We start from the raw sequence: 18,223 nt of genomic DNA, 5'->3' as shown, positions 1-18,223 counted from the left end.
CGTCAACTCCCGCTGCTGCCCTTGACGCCGAACCCACCCCGCTGGATGGACTTCCCGCTCGGCGTCTTGATCTCCGCGCCCGGCGGCTTCACCGAGCTGCCACCGCTGACCGTCTGCCCGACGGCGCCGGTGCCGCCGTAGTTGTAGTGGTACTGCGTCATGCCGCCCGGACCGGGCAGGAAGATGAACCCGCCGCTGACGTGGCCGCCGTGCGAGCGGACGTAGTTCTCGTCGCAGTAGTCCTCGTTGACGACGACCTGGTCCTTGCTGACGCAGTGCGCCGTCATCTGCTTGGGTTTGGCGGCCGCGTAGGCGACGGCGAGCACCGCGACGACGCCGACGGTCACGCCACCGCCGATGAGCACGCGCCGGCGGACCCGGGACTTGCGCTCCGCCTGCTCCAGGGCGACGCGTTCCCGTTCGCGCTCCTCGTCCTCGGCCCGCTGCCGGGCGCGTTGCTCGGCCAGCGTGGGCGGGCGCGGGACGGTCTGCCCCGGCTCCTGGTAGCGGATCGTCCCCTTCCGCGGCGGGGCGGGCGGTTCCGGCTCCTCGGGGGCGTCCGGACCCGGCTCGGCGCCCTCTCCCGCCGCAGGAGGTTTCCCAGGTACAGGAGGTTTTCCGGGCACAGGGGGCATTCCGGGCGCAGAGGGCTTTTCCGGGGGCGTGGGCGGGCGACCCGGCACACCACCGGCGGCGGGCGGTTCGCCGCGCCCCGTCCCCTGGTCCGGCGCCTCGTCACGAGCCCTGTCGTTGTCAGTCATCAGCCACTCCCGGCCCGCACCGTACCCACGTCACACGTTCGGCGGAGCATCGTCCGACAAAAGCAACGGATGTCACCCAGATGGACGGCACGCCCCGTGCCACCCGGCATCATGGAACAGATGGCCCCGAGCAGCAGTGAACGGCCCTTGGTCGGCCGCCGCACAACGAACACCCGACGGGTGATGATCGGTGCGTTCGTGGGCGCGGTGCTCACGATCACCGTGACGTCCGTCCTGACCTGGGACAGCATCACGGGCGGCGGCCCCACGAACCGCGCGCAGGCCGCCCAGGCCTCCGCCCGTGCCCAGGCCCTCGCCGCGCCGCCCGGCGCCTGCCTGCAGTGGACCAGGGCGGACCGCTCCGACATCCACCAGGTGGCCTGCACCGAGGAGCACCTCTTCGAGATGACCGGGGTGGTGGACGTCTCCGGCGTCCACGGCAAGGACGCCCCGTTCCCGTCCGCCGAACAGCGGCAACAACTCCAGCAGGACCGCTGCACGCCGGTCGCGAACCAGTACCTGTCCGGCAGGTTCGACCCGCACGGCCGGTTCAAGGTCAGCTCGTTGACCAGCGAGCAGGAGTGGCGCAACGGCGACCGCACCCTGCGGTGCGGCCTCCAGGTGCCCACGGCCTCCGGCGCGCTCTACCCGGTGTTCGGCCCCGTGTCCAAACTGGACCAGTCCGACGTCTACGAGACCGGGATCTGCCTCGGGATCAACGGCAGGAACGTCGGCGACCCGGTCACCTGCGACCAGCGCCACTCCTACGAGATCATCGGGACCGTGGACCTCGGCGCCCAGTTCCCGAAGGAGTTCCCCGACTTCGCGAAGCAGGACGAGGCCCTGCTCAACGCCTGCACCGCGCTGGCCGGGCCGTACGCGCCCGGCCAGGACGTGAAGAAGAAGGGGCTGGAGATCGCCTGGGACAACCGGGCGCAGGAGAGCTGGATCGTCGGCTCCCGCCGGGTGAACTGCAAGCTGGGCGCCCCGCTGCCGGACAAGAGCGGGTTGGCTCCGGTCACCGGCAGCGTGCGCGGCGAGGTCGTGGTCGGCAAGGAGCCGGCTCCCGCCGTCACCGCCACCGTGCCGCCGGGCGCGCCCGCGACCACGGTGCAGCCGCCGGCCGACGCGCCCCACCCCTCAGAGCGGCCGCCGGCCCACGCCGACCAGCAGGCCCCGTCGTCGCCCCCGACCTCCCAGGGCGGGTGACCGGCGTGCCCGTGGAGATGACCCGCGCCCGCTTCGAGGAGCTGGTGGCCGACGCGCTGGACCTGATCCCCGAGGAGCTGGCGGCCGCGATGCGCAACGTCGTCGTGCTCGTCGAGGACCGCCACCCGTCCGACCCCGACCTCCTCGGCCTGTACGAGGGGATCGCGCTGACCGAGCGCGACTCGCAGTACGGCGGCGTCCTGCCCGACCGGATCTTCGTCTTCCGCGAGCCGTTGCTGGCGATGTGCGAGGACGAGGACGAGGTGGTGGACGAGATCGCGATCACCGTCATCCACGAGGTGGGCCACCACTTCGGCATCGACGACGAACGCCTGCACGAACTGGGCTGGGCTTGACCGGTTGGAGCCTGGCCGATCGGGGCCTGTCTCGTCAGGCCCGCCGGGCTCGGCCTGAGTGAATGGGGAAGGACGAGGTCGCCATCACCGTCCTGCACGAGGTCGGCCACCACTCCAGTCATCGATGACGAGCGCCGACACGAACTGGGCCGGGCTCAACGGATCGGGGCCCGGCCGGCCCAGGTCCGAGTGCGGGCCGGCGGCTCAGGCCAGCCGCATGCCGGTCCACTCCACGCAGCGCCACGCGTCGCCGTCGGTCTCCAGCGTGATCCGGCCGGTGTTGGGGAGGTAGACCAGTCCGGCCAGGAAGTCCGGGTTGCCGACCAGGTGCGGGGCGCAGAGCCGGATGGCCGTGCCGTGGCTGACCAGCACGACGGTGCCGTCGGCGTGCGCGGCGCGCGCCCGCCGCGCGTCGGCGAGGAAGCGGTGCACGATCTGCCGACCGCTCTCGCCGCCGGGCATCGCCACGTCCAGCTCGCGCCGCTCCGACCACGCCGTGAAGACGTCCTCGTAGCGCTGCAACCCCTCGGCGTCGTTCCGCCCCTCCAACTCGCCGGCCTGCGCCTCGTGCACCCCGTCGAGGACCCGCACGTCGAGCCCGTGCCGGGCGGCGAGGGGCGCGGCGGTCTGCTGGGCGCGCACAGCCCGGCTGGCGTACACGGCGACCACGGGCTCGGTCGCGAGGTCCAGGGCCAAGTCCTCGGCCTGCGCCCGCCCGTCGGGGGTCAGCGGGGGTCCGGGCAGCCGGGTGTCGAGCCGGCGGTGGACGTTGGACTCGGTCTGCCCGTGCCGCACCAGGACCAGTCGGGGGGCGCTCATGCCTCGCGCCCCTCCCGCACCGCCGTGAGCCAGCGCTGGGCCGAGGCGAAGTCCTCGTCGGCGGTGGTCGTCGGGACGGTGTTCGGCGCCTGGTCGGCCCGGGGGAAGGAGCCGAGGAAGCGCACCTCGGCGCAGTGGCGGCGCAACGCGGCCAGGGCGGCCCCGACCCGGTGGTCGGCGACGTGGCCCTCGAAGTCGAGGAAGAACCGGTACTCGCCGAGCCGGTTCCTGGTGGGCCGGGACTCGATGCGGGTCATGTTGATGCCGTGCCCGGCGAGCACGGTGAGCACCTCGGACAACGCGCCGATGCGGTCGGCGGTGACCGCGGCGACCGAGGTCCGGTCGGCGCCGGTCCTGGCCGGGGCCGGGCCGGGCCGGCGGACCAGGAGGAACCGGGTGACCGCGTCCCGGACGTCGGCGACGTCGGTGGCCAGCGCCGCCAGCGGGTACCGGGCGGCGGCCGCCGGCGCGGCGACCGCCGCGTCGTACTCGCCGGCCAGCACCCCCACCGCGGCGGCGGCGGTCGACGACGACGGCAGCACGGCCGCCGAGGGCAGGTTCTCGGCCAACCAGCCGCGCACCTGCGCGGCGGCGTGCGGGTGGGTGGCGACGGTGCGGACGTCGGCCGCGGCGGCGCCGGGTCGGACCAGCACGGTGAACCGGATCGGCAGCACGGTCTCCGCGATCGCGACCAGCGGGTCGCCGGCGACCAGCGCGTCCAGCGTGGCCGCCACCGACCCCTCGACGGAGTTCTCCACCGGCACGCAGGCGGCGTCGGCCTCACCGGAGCGCACCGCGTCGAGCGCGGCGGCGATCGTCTCCAGCGGGCGTAGCTCGCTGTCCGGGGCCACCGGTCGGGTGTCGGTGGGCGGATCGCCCAGGAACGCGCGCGTCGCCTGCTCCGTGAAGGTTCCTTCCGGCCCGAAGTAAGCGATGCGCGGCACGCGGCCAGCCTAGACGACCGGGTGGGCGGCGGCCGGGAACATGATCAAGGCCACCACGTGGGGTAAGAGCGTCAGCCTAGGGTGCGGCCCACTCCCTGGGTGGGTGTGCCTCCCTGTTACGCGCCGTGTCGGTTTCCTGCAATGCTGTGGGACGTGACCGCCGATTCGGAGGGGCCGACGAACGGAGCGGTACCGACACCGCGGCTTGTGCTGTGTGCCGTGGACGCGCCCCTGGCGCAGGCCTGGCGCGCAGTCGCCGCCGGCCGGCCGGGGATGACCGTCCACCCGGGTTCGGTGTTCGACCTCGACGTCGACGCCGTGATCAGCCCGGCGAACTCGCACGGCTGGATGCGGGGCGGTGTCGACGCCCAGTACGCCCAGGTGTTCCCGCAGGTCGAGCAGCACGTGCGGAGCGCGGTGCTCGCGCTGCACGGCGGGGAGCTGCCCGTGGGCGAGGCGGTGGTGGTGCCGACCGGCGCGCCTTCCCCCGCGTGGCTGATCAGCGCCCCGACCATGCGCACCCCTGGCGAGCGGCTGCCCGCCGACACCGTCCACCCCTACCTCGCGGCGCGGGCCGTCCTGCGGCTGTGGCGGGACGGGTGGATGGAGGACGGCACCCCCGTGCGGCGCCGGGTGCGCTCCCTGGCGATGCCGGGCCTGGGCACCGGTGTGGGTGGGGTCGACCCGGACACCTGCGCCCGCCAGGTGGGGGCCGCGTGGGACGAGGTCTTCGGCGGCTGAGTCCTGGGCGGCCGAAGCCCTGGGCGGCTGCGAACGGCGCAGCGATCAACATCCGGACGGCCGTTGACGCCGGCCGCCGCCCGCCGACGGCCCCGCCCTAGGCTGGGAGCCGTGCCCGTGCGTGTGCTGCTGGTCGACGACCACGAGGTGGTGCGGCGCGGGCTGCGCGACCTGCTGGCGGTCGAGGACGACATCGAGGTGGTCGCCGAGGCGGGCAGCGTGGACGAGGCGCTGGTCATGGCGGGCGCCCGCCGGCCGGACGTGGCCGTGGTGGACGTGCGGCTGCCCGACGGGGACGGCGTGTCGCTGTGCCGCCGGCTGCGCGACCTGCCCGAGCCGCCCCGGTGCCTGGTGCTCACCGCGTTCGACGACGAACAGGCGCTGGTCGGGGCGATCCTCGCCGGCGCCGCCGGCTACCTGCTCAAGCAGGTCCGGGGCCAGGACCTGGTCACCGCGGTGCGCGAGGTGGCGGCCGGCCGGTCGCTCCTCGACCCGGTGACCACCGCCCGGGTGCTGGAGCGGATGCGCCGCGAGGCCGAGAGCGGCGGCCGCGACGAGCTCTCCGCGCTGACCGAGCAGGAGCGCAGGGTGCTCGACCTGATCGGCGAGGGGCTGACCAACCGGCAGATCGCGGCCCGCCTGTTCCTCGCCGAGAAGACGGTCAAGAACTACGTGACCTCGGTGCTGGCCAAGCTCGGCATGGAACGCCGCACGCAGGCCGCCGCGTGGGTGGCCCGGCGGCGCTCCCGCGACGACTCCTGACCGCTCGCGCTACCGCGCGGCCGTCGCCTCCGGGAGCGGGACCTCCCAGGTGACGTTGGTGCCGCTGCGCGGCGACGAGGTCACCGTGCATCGCCCACCGGCCGCCACCGCCCGTTCCTCCAGGTGCCGCAGACCGCGTCGGGTGACACCCGGCGGGATGCCGCACCCGTCGTCGGCCACCTGCAACCGCAGCCCGTACCCGTCGCGCACCAACCGGACCACGACTGAGCGAGCGCCGGAGTGGCGCACGACGTTGGACAACGCCTCCCGCAGCGCGGCCCGGGCGTGGTCGGCCACCGGCACCGGAACCCCGGCGACGTCGCCGGAGACCTCCAGCGCGGGCCGGACCCCGAGCAGCTCCCCCGCCGTGTCGACCTCGGCGCGCACCGAGTCCAGCAGGTCCGGCGCCCTGACCTGCTCGCCGGGATCGGCCGAGGTGAGGGCGCGCACGGTGGCGCGCACCTCGGCGATCGTCTGGTCGAGCTGGTCCACGGCCTCCGCCAGCCGCGCGGCGTCCTGCGGTTCGAGTTGACCGGCGAGCCGCCGGTCGAGCAGGTCGAGCTGGACCCCCGCCGCGTAGAGCCGCTGCACGATCAGGTCGTGCAGGTCCCTGGCGATCCGGTCGCGCTCCTGGTAGACCGCCACCCGCTGGCGCGCGGTCGCGCCCTCCGCGAGCACCATCGCCAGGCCGGCCTGCGCGCCGAAGGAGTGCAGCAGGTCCACGGCCACCGGCGTGAACGGCGGGTTGCCCCGCCGCCGGTACACGGCGAGCGCGCCCAGCCTCCGCTCCCGGGTGCCGAACGGCACCACGGCGAACGGCCCGCAGCCCCGGAGCGCGCGGGGGACGAACGGCGCGGTGCGGGGATCGGCGAGCAGGTCGTCCACCACGATCGGCACTCCGCTGCGCGCCACCCGCGCGGCGGCCGACCGGGCCGAGAGCACGCTGCCGACGACGCTCTGGGCGTCCTGGCCGGTGCCGTGCGCCGCCTCGACGGTGAGCCGGCCGTCGTCGGTCCGCACCGTGAGCACGCCGAGGTCGGCGGCGGTCAGCTCGGCGGCCCGCCGCACCACCAGCGGCAGCACGGCGTCGGGGTCGTCGCCGGCCAGCGCCGCGGTGGTGATCTCGGTGGACGCGGCGAGCGCGCGAGTGGCGAGAGTGGGGTCCATGGGTCTCATGCCAGGCTAGGCCCTGCGTTCATGCGGGACACCCGCACCCGGTCCGCGCCCGCGGACAGCCGGAAAACGTGATCACCCACGGCGCCTCCAGTGCCAGTGCGGGACACCCGAACCCGATCGGCGACCGCAGGTGCGAGAAGCCAAGGATCACCCACGGTCACCTCAGTGCCAATGCGGGACACCCGAACCCGATCGGCGACCGCAGGCGCGAGAAACCAAGCATCACCCACGGTCACCTCAGTGCCAATGCGGGACACCCGCCCGCTCCGGACCAGCGGGCGGTCAGACAATCTGATCATCCACGTCCGCTCGCCACACCCTCTGGGAGCCGTCGCTCGCGGACGCGGACCCGCCCCTGGTCGACCTCGACCACCACGTCGGCGGTCGCGGCCTCGTCCGGGCGGTGGGTGACGTGGAGGACTGTTCTGCCGGCCAGGGTGGCGCGCAGCTCCGCCAGCACCGCGTCCGCGGTCGGCACGTCGAGGTGGGCCGCGGGCTCGTCGAGCAGGACGAGATCGGCGTCGCGGGCCCGCAGCAACGCCCTGGCCAGGGCGAGCCGCTGCGCCTCGCCGCCGGACACCGCGGCGCCGCCCGTCCCCACCAGCGTGTCCAGCCGGTCGGCCCAGGACCCGAGGCCGGCGGACCGCAGGGCGACGCGCAGGTCGTCGTCTCCGGCGTGCGGGTCGGCGAGCCGCAGGTTCTCCCGGACGGTCGTGGACACCAGCATCGGCTCCTGGGGGCACCAGGCGACCCGTTGGGGCACGCGGCCCTCCCCGTGCTCGGGTCGCAGGAAGCCCAGGAGCAGGGCGACCAGGGTGGACTTGCCCGAGCCGGAGGGGCCGACCACGGCGACGTGCGTCCCGGCCGGCAGGTCGAGGTCGACGTCGCGCAACGCCGGTTCGGCCGCTCGCGGCCACCGCGCGGAGACGCCGCGCAGGCGCACCGCGCCCGAGGTCTCCCCCGGGGCCGGGTCAGGCCGCTGCTCCGCCCGCTCGCCCTCGGCGAGGAGCGCGGAGACCCTGGCGTGCGCCGCGCGCAGCGAACCCACGAGCTGCGCGGCCAGCGGAAGCCCGGCGAGGGTTTCCGCGACGGCCAGGGGCACCAGCGCGAGCAGTGGCGCGAGCACCGGGTCGAGCTGTCCCGCGTGCACCGCCGACGCGGCCAGGACCACGCAGACCAGCGCGGCCCCGCCGGTCGCGGCGATCACCACGGCGGAGGCCGCGCCGGTGCCCAGGGCCTGGCGGCGGGACCGGGCGGCCAGCTCCGCGTCCGCCGCCGCCAGCTCGGCGCGTCGCCCGTGGTGCGCGCCGGAGGAGATCAGGTCCGGGGCCGCTTCCAGCAACCCCAGCACGCCGGCGGCCACCCGGCGGCGGCCCTCGGCCAGCGTCCGGCTGGCGTGCCGCTCCACGACGACCGCGATCCACGGCGCGACCACCCCGGCCACGAGCAGCGCGATCGCGAGCACCAGACCGGCCGAGGGCAGCACCGCGGTCTGCAGGACGACCGCGCCCAGCCCGACCAGCACCGCCGTCAGCGGTGGCAACACCACTCGGGGCACGAGGTCGCGCACCGCGTCCGTGTCGTCCACCAGGCGCTGGAGGCCGTCGTGGCGTTGGAGCCGGGCGGCGCGCGCGGGGCCGAGCCGGACCAGCGCCGTCCACAGCCGCTGCCGGAGTCGGCCGGCGAGGCGGAATGCGGCGTCGTGCGACACCAGGCGTTCCAGGTACCGCACCACGCCCTTGGCGAGGCCGAACGTGCGGACGGCCACCACGGCGACGGTCAGCGTGAGGATCGGCGGCTGCTGCGACGCCCGGGCGATCAGCCACGCGGCGGTGGCGGTCAGCGCGACGCCGCAGGCGAGCGCGAGCGCGCCGAGTCCGGCGCCGGCGAGCAGCCGGCGGTCCAGCAGCCGGCGCAGGGGGGCGGGTTCCGGCGTCTCCGCCTCGTCCGTCTCCCGCGTCGGGGCGGGCGGCTCGACGTCGGGCGCCGGCGTCGCCTCCCGGTGGCTGGCCAGGACCACCGCGACTCCGGAGTCCGCGGCGCGGCGGACCGCGGCCATGACATGCCCGGCGGTGGCGGGGTCCAGGTGCGCGGTGGGTTCGTCGAGCAGCAGGAGCCGGGCGCCGTGCCGCACGCGCAGCAACGCCCTGGCGACGGCGACGCGTTGCCGTTCGCCCGTGGACAGCTGGTCGACGCGGCGGTCGGCGAGGTGGCGGGCCGCGACGTCGTCGAGCACCCCGGTGATCTCGTCGCGGGTGGGGGCGCGGTCGCGGTCGGCCAGGGCCAGCGCGATCTCCTCGGCGGCCGTCCCCCCGCCGAAGGCCGGGCGCTGCGGGACCCACGCGACCTGCCGCCGCCACTCTTCGGCATCCATTGTGGACAGATCAACCCCGTGGACGGCGACGCGGCCGGAGTCGGGCCGGACGAAGCCGAGCAGGACGGCGAAGGTGGTGGACTTGCCGGTTCCGCTGGGTGACTCCAGCCGGGTGATCTCACCCGGCTGGGCGTGGAAGGTCAGCCCGTCGGGGGCGAAGCCGTCGCGGCGGCCAACCCGCAGGTCCTCTACCAGAAGACCGTTTTGGCCGGGCGGACTTCCCTCGGTGGTGGAGGGAGTTGTCCACAGGTCCTCGGGTTGTCCACAGGCCGGCTTCGTGTGCTTCCTGGCTGGTCGCGCGCTCGATAGGCTGGAGCGGGGCTCGCCCCCCAGGGCGGGTGGGGGCTGTCCCGGGAGCGGAGGGGAAGAGCAGATCTCCGCGACGCGCCGCACGGCCTCCAGCCCGTCCTCGCTGGCGTGGTGGGCCGCCCCCGCCGCCCGCAGCGGCTGGTAGCACTCGGGCGCGAGGACCAGGACGAGCAGCCCGGTCGCCAGGTCAAGCTCGCCGTGCACCAGGCGAACGCCGACGCCGACCGCGACCAACGCCACCGACAGGGTGGCGACGAGCTCCAGCGCCAGGGCGGACAGGAACGCGACCCGCAGCGTGCGCATGGTCGCCGCCCGGTGCGCCTCGCCGACCCGCCGGACCGTGCGGATCTGCGCCGCGGCACGGCCGAAGGCGGTGAGCACCGGCAACGCCCGCACCAACTCCAGCAGGTGCCCCGACAACCGCGCGGTGGCGTCGGCCGCCCGCGCCGCCCTGGCCTCGGTGAACCGGCCGACCAGGATCGCGAACAGCGGGATCAGCGGGACGGTCACCGCGATCAGCGCCGCCGACACCCAGTCCGCTGCCAACACCCACGCCCCCACCAGCGGGGGCACCACGGCCGCGGTGACCAGAGCCGGCAGGTAGCGGGTGAAGTAGGCGTCGAGCGCGTCCAGCCCGCTGGTCGCCACCGCGGTCAGGCCGGCCGGCCCCCGGTCCGCCCGGTCCGAGCGCGCGATCCACTCCGGCCCCAGGCGCAGCGCCCGGTCCAGCACCGCGGCCCGCAGCTCCTCCTTGGCGCCCGCCGCCGCCCGCGCCGACACCGTCTCCAGCGCCCAGCCCAGCCCGGCCCTGGCCAGCACCGCGCCGGCCAGGACGCCGACCGGCAGGGTGAGGGCGGCCGGGTCGGCACCGCGGGTCACCACGGCCGCCAGCGCGGTCGCCAGCCCCCACGCCTGGGCGACCAGCGCGGCGGCGTTCAGGCCGGCCAGGACCGCGCAGCCGAGCAGCGCGGTCCTGGTCGAGCGGGACAGCCTCGGCAGCGCCCCGAGCGGCCCCCTGGGCTGGGTGCTCACGGCACGTGCACCGACGGGATGTGCCGCGTCCCGATGCGCTTGCGGAACACCCAGTAGGTCCAGCCCTGGTAGACCAGCACGGCCGGGGTCCCGAAGGCGGCCACCCAGGTCATCACGGTCAACGTGTAGGGGCTGGACGCCGCATTGTGCACGGTGAGCGAGTTCGCCGCGTCCACAGTGGACGGAATGACGTCCGGGTAGAGCGCGCCGAACAGGGTGGTCACCGCGGCCGCGACCGCGACTCCGAGGAACGCGAAGCCCCAGCCCTCGCGCCCCCGCGCGAGCTGGGCGACCGCCGCGCCGGCGGCGAGCACCGCGACCGCGAGCGGCGCCCAGGTCCAGCCCTCGCCCGCCCGCACCTGGACCAACAACAGGAGCGCCACCAGCGGGGCGAGGGCCACCGGCGCGACGCGCACCGCGAGCCGGCGGGCCCGCTCGCGGATGTCGCCCTCGGTCTTCAGCGCGATGAAGGCCGCGCCGTGCACCAGGCAGAAGCCGACGAGCGCGAGCGCGCCGAGCAGCGTCTCCCAGCGCACCATGACCAGCGGCGAGCCGACGCGGTCGCCGCGCGCGTCCAGCGGGAGGCCGAGCACGTTCGCGCTGAGCACCAGGCCGACGCCGAACGCCGGCACCCACGAGCCGAACATGATCACCCGGTCCCAGGTGGCCCGCCAGCGCCGGCTGTCCACCTTCCCCCGGTACTCGAACGCCACACCGCGCCCGATCAGCGCCAGCAGCACCAGCAGCAGCGGCAGGTAGGCGGTGCTGAACAGGGACGCGTACCAGCCGGGGAAGGCGGCGAACGTCGCGCCGCCGGCCACCAGCAGCCAGACCTCGTTGCCGTCCCAGACCGGGCCGATGGTGTTCACCATGACCCGGCGCTCGGTCTCGTCCCTGGCCAGGACGGGCAGCAGCATGCCGACGCCGAAGTCGAAGCCCTCCAGGAAGAGGTACCCCAGCCACAGCACGGCGATGACGATGAACCAGAACGTCGCCAAATCCACGTCGCCACGCTCCTCAGTAGGCGAAGGCCAGGACGTCGTCGGGCTTCCGGTCGCCCGCGCCGTCTCCCCCGCCGGTGTCTCCCGCGTCGGGGTCTCCCCCGCCGGGCTCCGGCTCCGGCCGGTCCCAGCCGGGCAGGACCGCGGCCACGCCGGCCCGCGCGTACCGCCGCAGCAGGTAGAACTCCACACCGGCGAGCACGCCGTAGACGGTGGTCAGCGCGACCAGCGAGGTGAGCATCTCGCCCACGGTGACCCCGGAGGACACCGCCTGCGCCGTGTACATCCACACGCCGTCCACCCCGCTCGGGTTGGGCACGACGACGAACGGCTGCCGGCCCATCTCGGTGAAGACCCAGCCGAAGCTGTTGCCCAGGAACGGGGTGGCGATCGTGAGCAGCCCCAGCGCGGGGAACCAGCGGCCGGCGGGGACCCGGCCGCGGCGGATCGCCCAGAGCGCCAGCAGGCCCATGCCGGCCGCGACCCCGCCGAAGCCGATCATCAGCCGGAAGCCCCAGTAGGTGACCGGCAGCGCCGGCACGTAGTCGATCGGCTTGCCCGACAGCTCCCCCAGCCGAGGGTCGTCCGGGTAGTTCGTCCCGTACTTCGCCCGGTACTCGGGCAGGAGGTCCTGGATGCCCTTGATCTCGCTGGTGAAGTCGCTCTTCGCCAGGAACGACAGCAGGGCCGGCACGGTGAGGCTCTTGACGTTCTCGCAGTCCGGCCGCGTCACGTCGCCGACCGCGAAGACGGAGAAGCTCGCCGGCCGCTCGGAGTGGCACAGCGCCTCGGCCGCCGCCATCTTCATCGGCTGCTGCTCGAACATCAGCTTGCTCTGGAGGTCGCCGCTGAGGGCCAGGGCGGCGTAGGCGACGACGCCCACCCAGCCGCCGACCTTCACCGACGCCCGCCACACCTGGCGGTCCTGGTTCTCGGCCGGCGTGTCCCGGTGCCGGCGCCACAGGTGCCACGAGGCGATGCCGACCAGGAACGAGCCGCCGACGGCGAACGCGCCGGCGATGGTGTGCGGGAACGCCGCCAGCACGGTGTTGTTGGTCAGCACCGCCCAGATGGAGGTCAGCCGGGGCCGGCCGTCGACCAGCTCCACGCCGACCGGGTGCTGCATCCACGAGTTGGCGGCCAGGATGAAGTACGCGGAGGCCATCGTGGCCAGCGAGAACGCCCACGCGCACGCGAGGTGGACGCGGCGCGGCAGCCGGTCCCACCCGAAGATCCACAGGCCGAGGAAGGTCGACTCGACGAAGAACGCGACCAGGCCCTCCATCGCCAGCGGCGCGCCGAAGACGTCGCCGACGAAGCGGGAGTAGGCGCTCCACGCCATCCCGAACTGGAACTCCTGGACGATGCCGGTCACCACGCCCATGGCGAAGTTGACCAGCATGAGCTTGCCCCAGAACTTGGTCATGGCCAGGTACTTCGCCCGGCCGGTCCGGACCCAGGCGGTCTGCATGCCCGCGACCAGCAGCGCGAGGCTGATGGTCAGCGGCACCATCAGGAAGTGGTAGACGGTGGTGATCCCGAACTGCCACCGCGCCACATCGAGGACGTCCACGCCGCCATGTTCACCCGGAAGAGGGACCCCAACCAGCGCACCTCGGTCCCGTCCCGCTGGGACCTTGGTCCCGACCTGCCCGGGACCTCGTGAGAAGTTTCACGAGCTCGGGGGTACGGCCCCCGCGCGGGCCGGGCTAGCATGGGAGTTGCCTGAGGGGAGTAGTTCCCGCGACCGCCGTGCGGCGGTGGCGGCGAGGTGATCGACACACTGATCCCGTTCGACGGGATCCGGTCCCTCACCCGGCGACCGTGCTCGACCCGTCCGACCTCGTCGGACTCCGAGAGCCGCCGGGCGAACGAGACCTCCGGCCGAGTAGCGATGCTCGGTCGGGGTCGTGCTGCCTTCCCTGCCCCCGTCCGAGCCTGGACGGGAGGACTCCCCCTGATGGCTTCCTGGATGTTGGCGCTGGTCACCGCCTTCGGCGCGGTGTTCCTGCTGGAGCTGCCGGACAAGACGACCGCGCTCACGCTGGTGCTGACCGGCCGGTACCCGGCGCTGCCGGTGATCGCGGGTTCGAGCGTCGCCTTCGCGCTGCAGTCGGTCATCGCGGTCGCCTTCGGCAGCGTGCTGACCCTGTTGCCCGGCCGGCTCGTGGCCATCGCCGTGGCCCTGGTGTTCGGCATCGGCGCGGTGCTGCTGCTGCGGGAGGGCTTCGGCGGCCCCGACGAGGACGGCGAGGACGCCGAGGCCGGTGATACCGGCCCGCCGCGCACCGCGACGACGTTCTGGCGAGCCGCCCTCACCTCGTTCGGCGCGCTGTTCGCCGCCGAGTGGGGCGACGCCTCGCAGCTCGCGGCCGTGGGCGTCGCCGCCCGCTACGCCGAGCCGGTCGCCGTCGTCGTCGGCGCCTTCCTGGCCCTGATGTCCGTCACCCTGCTCGCGGTGCTGGTCGGCCGCGCCATCCGCGACCGGGTGCCGGCGCACCTCGTGCAGCGGGGGGCCGGTTTCGTCTTCGCCGCGTTCGCCCTGGTCGCCACCTACCAGGCCGTCGCGTGAGCGCCCGGCGTGCCGTCGGGGCCACGGCCGGCGCCCGACGGCACGCCGGTCACTGCAGCGCCGCCGCCACGGCCACCGCCGCGGTCACCACGTGCGGCCCGACCTCGTCGACGTCGAGCTGCTCCATCGCGACCACCCCGACGCTGGCCCGCAGGCCGGGCACGCCCCGCACGGGCGCCGCCACGCCGAACGCCCCGGACTGGAGCTCGCTGTGGGTGACCACCCAGCCCTGGGCCGCCGCGCCCTCGCCCGCCGGCAGGTCGATGGCCCGGCCGGCCGCGCCCCGGGACACGGGGTGCCGGGTGCCGACCCGGTAGGCCACGTGGAACGTGGTCCAGCTCGGCTCGACCACGGCCACCGCCTGCGCCTCCCCGCCCTCGGCCACCGTGAGGTGCGCGGTGGCGCCGACCCGTTCGGCCAGGTCGCGCAGCACCGGCAGGGCGGCGAACCGCAGCTGCGGCACGACCCGGCCGGCCAGGCGGAGCACGCCGAGCCCGAGCCGGACCTTCGAGCCCTCCCGCCGCACCAGGCCCCTGGCCTGCAACGGCCCGAGCAGCCGGTAGACGGCGGCCCGGCTGGCGCCGATCGCCGCGGCCAGGTCGCTGATGCTGGGCGCCTCGGTGTCGGCGTCGGCGACCGCCTGGAGCAGGGCCAGGCCCCGCTCCAGGGTCAGCGAGCTCTCCTTGCCCGGCGGGGTCGGCCGCTGGCCGCCCGGCCGCGCTGTCGGCGCGACCACCGTCAGCTCACCGCGGCCCGCACCGTGCCGGCCACCTCCGCCAGCCCGACGACCGCCCCGTCCACCCCGGGTGCGGTGCCCGTGATGACCACGGTGTCACCGTCCTCCAGGAAGGTGCGCTCGACCACCGCGCCGTTGCCGGACTCCAGCCGGATCGGCTCCCTGCCGCCCCAGGACAGCTCCAGGAAGCAGCCCCGCTGCGCCTTCTCCGGCCCGGACACGGTGCCGGAGGCGAACAGGTCGCCGGGGCGCACCGTCGCGCCGTTGACGGTCATGTGCGCGAGCTGCTGGGCGCAGGACCAGGACATCGCCGAGAACGGCGGACGCGACACGACGCTGTCGTTCCACCGCACCTCCAGCGCCAGGTCCAGGCCCCACGGCTCCGCCTCGACCAGGTAGTCGAGCAGGGGGTGGTCGGGGCCGGCCACCGGCACGCGGGCCGCGGCCAGCGCCTCCAGCGGGGTGATCCACGCGCTCACCGAGGTGAGGAAGGACTTGCCCAGGAACGGGCCCAGCGGCTGGTACTCCCACGCCTGGATGTCGCGCGCCGACCAGTCGTTGACCAGCGCCACGCCGAACACGTGCTCCGCGACGTCGGCGACCGGCACCCTCGACCGCACCGGTCCGCCGCACACGAAGCCCACCTCGGCCTCGATGTCGAGCCGCCGGCTCGGGCCGAACCCGGGCAGCTCGACGCCGGGGGCGCGGCTCTGCCCGCTCGGGCGGACCACGTCGGTGCCCGACACCACGACCGTGCCGGCGCGGCCGTGGTAGCCGACCGGCAGGTGCGTCCAGTTGGGCAGCAACGCGGCGCCGTCCGGCCGGAAGATCCGCCCGACGTTCTCCGCGTGGTTGCGCGAGGAGTAGAAGTCGACGTAGTCGGCCACGGTGAACGGCAGCCGGGCCGGCGCCTCGGCCAGGGGCACGAGCCGCGCGCCCCTCGGCGCCGCGTCCGTGGTGACCAGGTCGGTCAGCCGGGCGCGCAGCTCGCTCCACACCGGCCGGCCCGCGGCCAGCAGCGGGTCGAGCGAGTCGGCGGACACCAGGTCGGCCAGCCCGTCACCCAGGTCGGCGGCGACGGACCGCAACGGCAGCGCGTGGTCGCCCACCCGCACCGCGACCACGGGACCGCCGTCCACGTCCACCACGCCGTAGGGCAACGTCTGCGGGCCGAACGGCTGGTCCGTCCGGAACGCGGGATCGTCGATCCAGCTCACAGCAACCCCAGCCCTTCCAGGTCCTCGACGGGTTCGGACAGCGAGCAGGAGCCGTAGGAGGAGAACACCGCGCGCACCGCGTGCGCCGCCGGCTCCGGCAGCGCCCGCGCCTCGGCGGCCAGCGCCGCCGCGTCGGTCGACTCCAGCACCGCCCGCACGTCCCGGCCCGACAGCGACCGCGCGGTGGCCAGCAGCAGGTTCAGGAAACCGTGGTGCTGGAAGCCGGTCTCGGGGTCGCCGTGCCGGACGGCGTGGTGCAGGCCGGCGGTCGCCTTGAACGGCACCCCGGTGGTGGTGGCGACCGCGAGGAAGTCGGAGACCTCCTCGACGCTCGGGAACGCCTCGGCGGTGACCCCGCCGCACCGCAGCTTGGGCCAGCAGCCGTGCTCGGCGACCTTGCGGATGCTGGTCAGCCACTCGGCCCGGTCGCCGGGGCTGGGTCGACGGGGTTCGAGCACGCGGATCGCGTCCTCGGGCACGAACTCGGCCACCCGCTCCAGCCACACGTCGTCGACGTCGGTGGGCGCCGGCATCTCGACCATGCGCAGCGCGAGCAGCTCGCGGCGGGACTCGACGATCGAGACCGCCTTGGGCACGCCGCCCATGCCGGTGTCGATCACCAGGGAGAGCCCCACCGGAGCGGTGGGTTTGGCCTTCACCAGTTCGCTGATCAGTTCGGGCAGCCGGGACGCGGGGCAGAGGAACAGCCCCACGACCCCGGCGTGCGGTCCGGTCCTGGCCTGCAGGTGGCCCCGGACGGCGTCCGGCATCGGCGCGTTGCCCGGCGGGAACAGCGCGGCGTCATCGACCAGCCTGGCCAGCAGTGGTGGGATGCCGCGCGGTCCGGGCGCGCGGAGCTCAACGGCGCTTGACACGCCTGCCACGCTAGTGGTGTTCGGTCACGTGAACAAAGCTGTCCGACATCCGAACACTCGGAGGGACCAATGCCCTACTACCGCAGCGTGGGGGAGATCCCCCGGAAGCGGCACACGCAGTTCCGGAAACCGGACGGCGGCCTCTACGCCGAGGAACTGATGGGCGTCGAGGGCTTCTCGTCCGACTCCGCGCTGCTGTACCACCGCAACCTGCCCACGGCCATCGTCGACGCGGTGCAGGTCGCCGAGGACGACCGCGCCACCACCGCCAACCTGCCGCTCAAGCCGAGGCACTTCCGCAGCCAGGAGCTGAAGTGGGAGGCGCCGGACGACGTCGACGCGGTCACCGGCCGGCGGCTGCTGTTCGGCAACCCGGACGTGAAGATCTGCTTCGCCGCCGCCACCCGGCCCAGCCCGCTGTACCGCAACGCGTTCGGCGACGAGCTGCTCTACGTGCAGACCGGCGCGGGCGTCGTGGAGACGATCTACGGCGCGCTCCGGGTCGGCGACGGGGACTACGTCGTCATCCCGACCTCCACCACCTACCGGGTGGTCCCGGACCAGGGCGAGCCGCTGCGCGTGCTCGTGCTGGAGGCCACCGGGCACATCGGCCCGCCCAAGCGCTACCTCTCGGCGAAGGGCCAGTTCCTGGAGCACGCGCCGTACTGCGAACGCGACCTGCGCGGCCCGACCGAGCCGCTGGTCGTCACCGGCGAGGAGGCCGAGCGGGACACCGACGTGCTGGTGCGGCACCGGAACGGGCTGACCCGGTTCACCTACGCGCACCACCCGTTCGACGTCGTCGGCTGGGACGGCTGCCTGTACCCGTGGGTGTTCAACATCCGCGACTTCGAGCCGATCACCGGCCGGGTGCACCAGCCGCCGCCCGTGCACCAGACGTTCGAGGGGCCGAACTTCGTCGTCTGCTCGTTCTGCCCGCGCAAGGTGGACTACCACCCGCAGGCCGTCCCGGTGCCCTACAACCACGCCAACGTGGACTCCGACGAGCTGATGTTCTACGTCGGCGGCAACTACGAGGCCCGCAAGGGGTCGGGCATCGGCATCGGCTCGCTGTCCCTGCACCCGTCGGGCTGCACGCACGGGCCGCAGCCGGGCGCGGTCGAGGCGTCGCTGGGCGCGGAGCACTTCGACGAGCTCGCGGTCATGGTCGACACGTTCCGACCGCTGGAGCTGGGCGAGGGCGCGCAGGCGTGCGAGGACCCGCGTTACGCCTGGACCTGGGCGCGGCGCGGCCCCGACTGGAGCTGAACCAACCGGGCCGGACGGGGTGGCTCCGACAGAGCACCCCGTCCGGCCCTTCTTCGACATCTCCCCGGCC

16 protein-coding genes are annotated in these 18,223 nt (G+C 74.6%); 6 read left to right on the top strand and 10 right to left on the bottom strand.

The genetic code is table 11. From position 1 onward, the window contains the following. Positions 1-2: 2 nt before the first annotated feature. Complete coding sequence (locus tag BUE43_RS03750) at positions 3-626, bottom strand: hypothetical protein (protein WP_234995511.1); 624 nt, start codon at positions 624-626, stop codon at positions 3-5. Positions 627-944: 318 nt separating this feature from the next. Here BUE43_RS03750 and BUE43_RS03745 point away from each other — a divergent pair, with 318 nt between their 5' ends. Next, entirely contained in the window at positions 945-1,970 is a 1,026-nt protein-coding gene (locus BUE43_RS03745; RefSeq protein WP_234995510.1) for a septum formation family protein, read from the top strand. A gap of 5 nt (positions 1,971-1,975) precedes the next feature. Then, on the top strand, positions 1,976-2,326 hold the full coding sequence (locus tag BUE43_RS03740; protein ID WP_073480252.1) for a metallopeptidase family protein: 351 nt from the start codon (positions 1,976-1,978) through the stop codon (positions 2,324-2,326). A 204-nt stretch (positions 2,327-2,530) separates the two neighbouring features. On the opposite strand, the gene BUE43_RS03735 is transcribed toward BUE43_RS03740, so the two are convergent. Together BUE43_RS03735 and pheA are read right to left on the bottom strand one after the other, a co-directional pair. Then, entirely contained in the window at positions 2,531-3,145 is a 615-nt protein-coding gene (locus BUE43_RS03735; RefSeq protein ID WP_073479856.1) for a histidine phosphatase family protein, read from the bottom strand. Beyond that, complete coding sequence (gene pheA, locus BUE43_RS03730) at positions 3,142-4,089, bottom strand: prephenate dehydratase (RefSeq protein ID WP_073479855.1); 948 nt, start codon at positions 4,087-4,089, stop codon at positions 3,142-3,144. Before pheA ends, BUE43_RS03735 begins: the two co-directional genes overlap by 4 nt. A 141-nt stretch (positions 4,090-4,230) precedes the next feature. Between pheA and BUE43_RS03725 the strand changes: the two genes are divergently transcribed. Further along, positions 4,231-4,830 carry a macro domain-containing protein gene (locus BUE43_RS03725; RefSeq protein WP_073479854.1) on the top strand — a complete coding sequence of 200 codons (600 nt, stop codon included), beginning with the start codon at positions 4,231-4,233 and terminating at the stop codon, positions 4,828-4,830. Positions 4,831-4,941: 111 nt separating this feature from the next. Then, positions 4,942-5,592 (top strand): response regulator, encoded by a 651-nt coding sequence (locus BUE43_RS03720; protein ID WP_073479853.1) that lies wholly within the window; start codon positions 4,942-4,944, stop codon positions 5,590-5,592. Between the two features lie 9 nt (positions 5,593-5,601). On the opposite strand, the gene BUE43_RS03715 is transcribed toward BUE43_RS03720, so the two are convergent. The 4 genes from BUE43_RS03715 to BUE43_RS03700 all read right to left on the bottom strand — a co-directional run bounded on the left by BUE43_RS03715 (position 5,602) and on the right by BUE43_RS03700 (position 13,057). Next, positions 5,602-6,759, bottom strand: a complete 1,158-nt coding sequence (locus BUE43_RS03715; protein WP_073479852.1) for a GAF domain-containing sensor histidine kinase — start codon at positions 6,757-6,759, stop codon at positions 5,602-5,604. A gap of 304 nt (positions 6,760-7,063) precedes the next feature. Then, complete coding sequence (gene cydD / locus BUE43_RS03710) at positions 7,064-10,483, bottom strand: thiol reductant ABC exporter subunit CydD (RefSeq protein WP_073479851.1); 3,420 nt, start codon at positions 10,481-10,483, stop codon at positions 7,064-7,066. Next, positions 10,480-11,487 carry a cytochrome d ubiquinol oxidase subunit II gene (gene cydB / locus BUE43_RS03705; protein ID WP_073479850.1) on the bottom strand — a complete coding sequence of 336 codons (1,008 nt, stop codon included), beginning with the start codon at positions 11,485-11,487 and terminating at the stop codon, positions 10,480-10,482. Before cydB ends, cydD begins: the two co-directional genes overlap by 4 nt. A gap of 13 nt (positions 11,488-11,500) precedes the next feature. Further along, the gene (locus BUE43_RS03700; RefSeq protein WP_073479849.1) at positions 11,501-13,057 is read right to left on the bottom strand and encodes a cytochrome ubiquinol oxidase subunit I; all 1,557 of its coding nucleotides are present in this window, start codon (positions 13,055-13,057) and stop codon (positions 11,501-11,503) included. 387 nt (positions 13,058-13,444) lie between these two features. Here BUE43_RS03700 and BUE43_RS03695 point away from each other — a divergent pair, with 387 nt between their 5' ends. Continuing rightward, a complete protein-coding gene (locus BUE43_RS03695; protein ID WP_083959270.1) occupies positions 13,445-14,056 on the top strand; it encodes a TMEM165/GDT1 family protein in 612 nt (203 codons plus the stop codon). A 49-nt stretch (positions 14,057-14,105) separates the two neighbouring features. Here the strand turns inward: BUE43_RS03695 and BUE43_RS03690 are convergent, their stop codons facing one another. Genes BUE43_RS03690 through BUE43_RS03680 form a run of 3 tightly spaced genes read right to left on the bottom strand, consistent with a single transcriptional unit; the run spans position 14,106 to position 16,884 of the window. Next, a complete protein-coding gene (locus BUE43_RS03690) occupies positions 14,106-14,792 on the bottom strand; it encodes an IclR family transcriptional regulator (RefSeq protein WP_073479847.1) in 687 nt (228 codons plus the stop codon). Positions 14,793-14,794: 2 nt separating this feature from the next. Continuing rightward, the gene (gene fahA, locus BUE43_RS03685) at positions 14,795-16,009 is read right to left on the bottom strand and encodes a fumarylacetoacetase (RefSeq protein ID WP_073479846.1); all 1,215 of its coding nucleotides are present in this window, start codon (positions 16,007-16,009) and stop codon (positions 14,795-14,797) included. Continuing rightward, positions 16,006-16,884, bottom strand: a complete 879-nt coding sequence (locus BUE43_RS03680) for a hypothetical protein (RefSeq protein WP_268844405.1) — start codon at positions 16,882-16,884, stop codon at positions 16,006-16,008. Before BUE43_RS03680 ends, fahA begins: the two co-directional genes overlap by 4 nt. 69 nt (positions 16,885-16,953) lie before the next feature. On the opposite strand from BUE43_RS03680, the gene BUE43_RS03675 reads away from it, so the two are divergent. Continuing rightward, complete coding sequence (locus tag BUE43_RS03675; RefSeq protein ID WP_073479845.1) at positions 16,954-18,153, top strand: homogentisate 1,2-dioxygenase; 1,200 nt, start codon at positions 16,954-16,956, stop codon at positions 18,151-18,153. The last annotated feature ends 70 nt before the right edge of the window (positions 18,154-18,223 follow it).

The sequence above is a fragment of the Streptoalloteichus hindustanus genome (genome assembly GCF_900129375.1).
GTDB classification, from domain to species: Bacteria; Actinomycetota; Actinomycetes; order Mycobacteriales; family Pseudonocardiaceae; genus Streptoalloteichus; species Streptoalloteichus hindustanus.
Note: the sequence above shows the minus strand (reverse complement) of the source record. Positions and strands in the feature narration are given on the sequence as shown.

Coding starts and splice junctions, on each gene's coding strand:
- BUE43_RS03745 (WP_234995510.1), top strand. CDS start 945: ATGATCGGTGCGTTCGTGGGCGCGGTGCTCACGATCACCGTGACGTCC.
- BUE43_RS03695 (WP_083959270.1), top strand. CDS start 13,445: ATGGCTTCCTGGATGTTGGCGCTGGTCACCGCCTTCGGCGCGGTGTTC.
- BUE43_RS03675 (WP_073479845.1), top strand. CDS start 16,954: ATGCCCTACTACCGCAGCGTGGGGGAGATCCCCCGGAAGCGGCACACG.
- BUE43_RS03715 (WP_073479852.1), bottom strand. CDS start 6,759: ATGGACCCCACTCTCGCCACTCGCGCGCTCGCCGCGTCCACCGAGATC.
- BUE43_RS03735 (WP_073479856.1), bottom strand. CDS start 3,145: ATGAGCGCCCCCCGACTGGTCCTGGTGCGGCACGGGCAGACCGAGTCC.
- BUE43_RS03725 (WP_073479854.1), top strand. CDS start 4,231: ATGCTGTGGGACGTGACCGCCGATTCGGAGGGGCCGACGAACGGAGCG.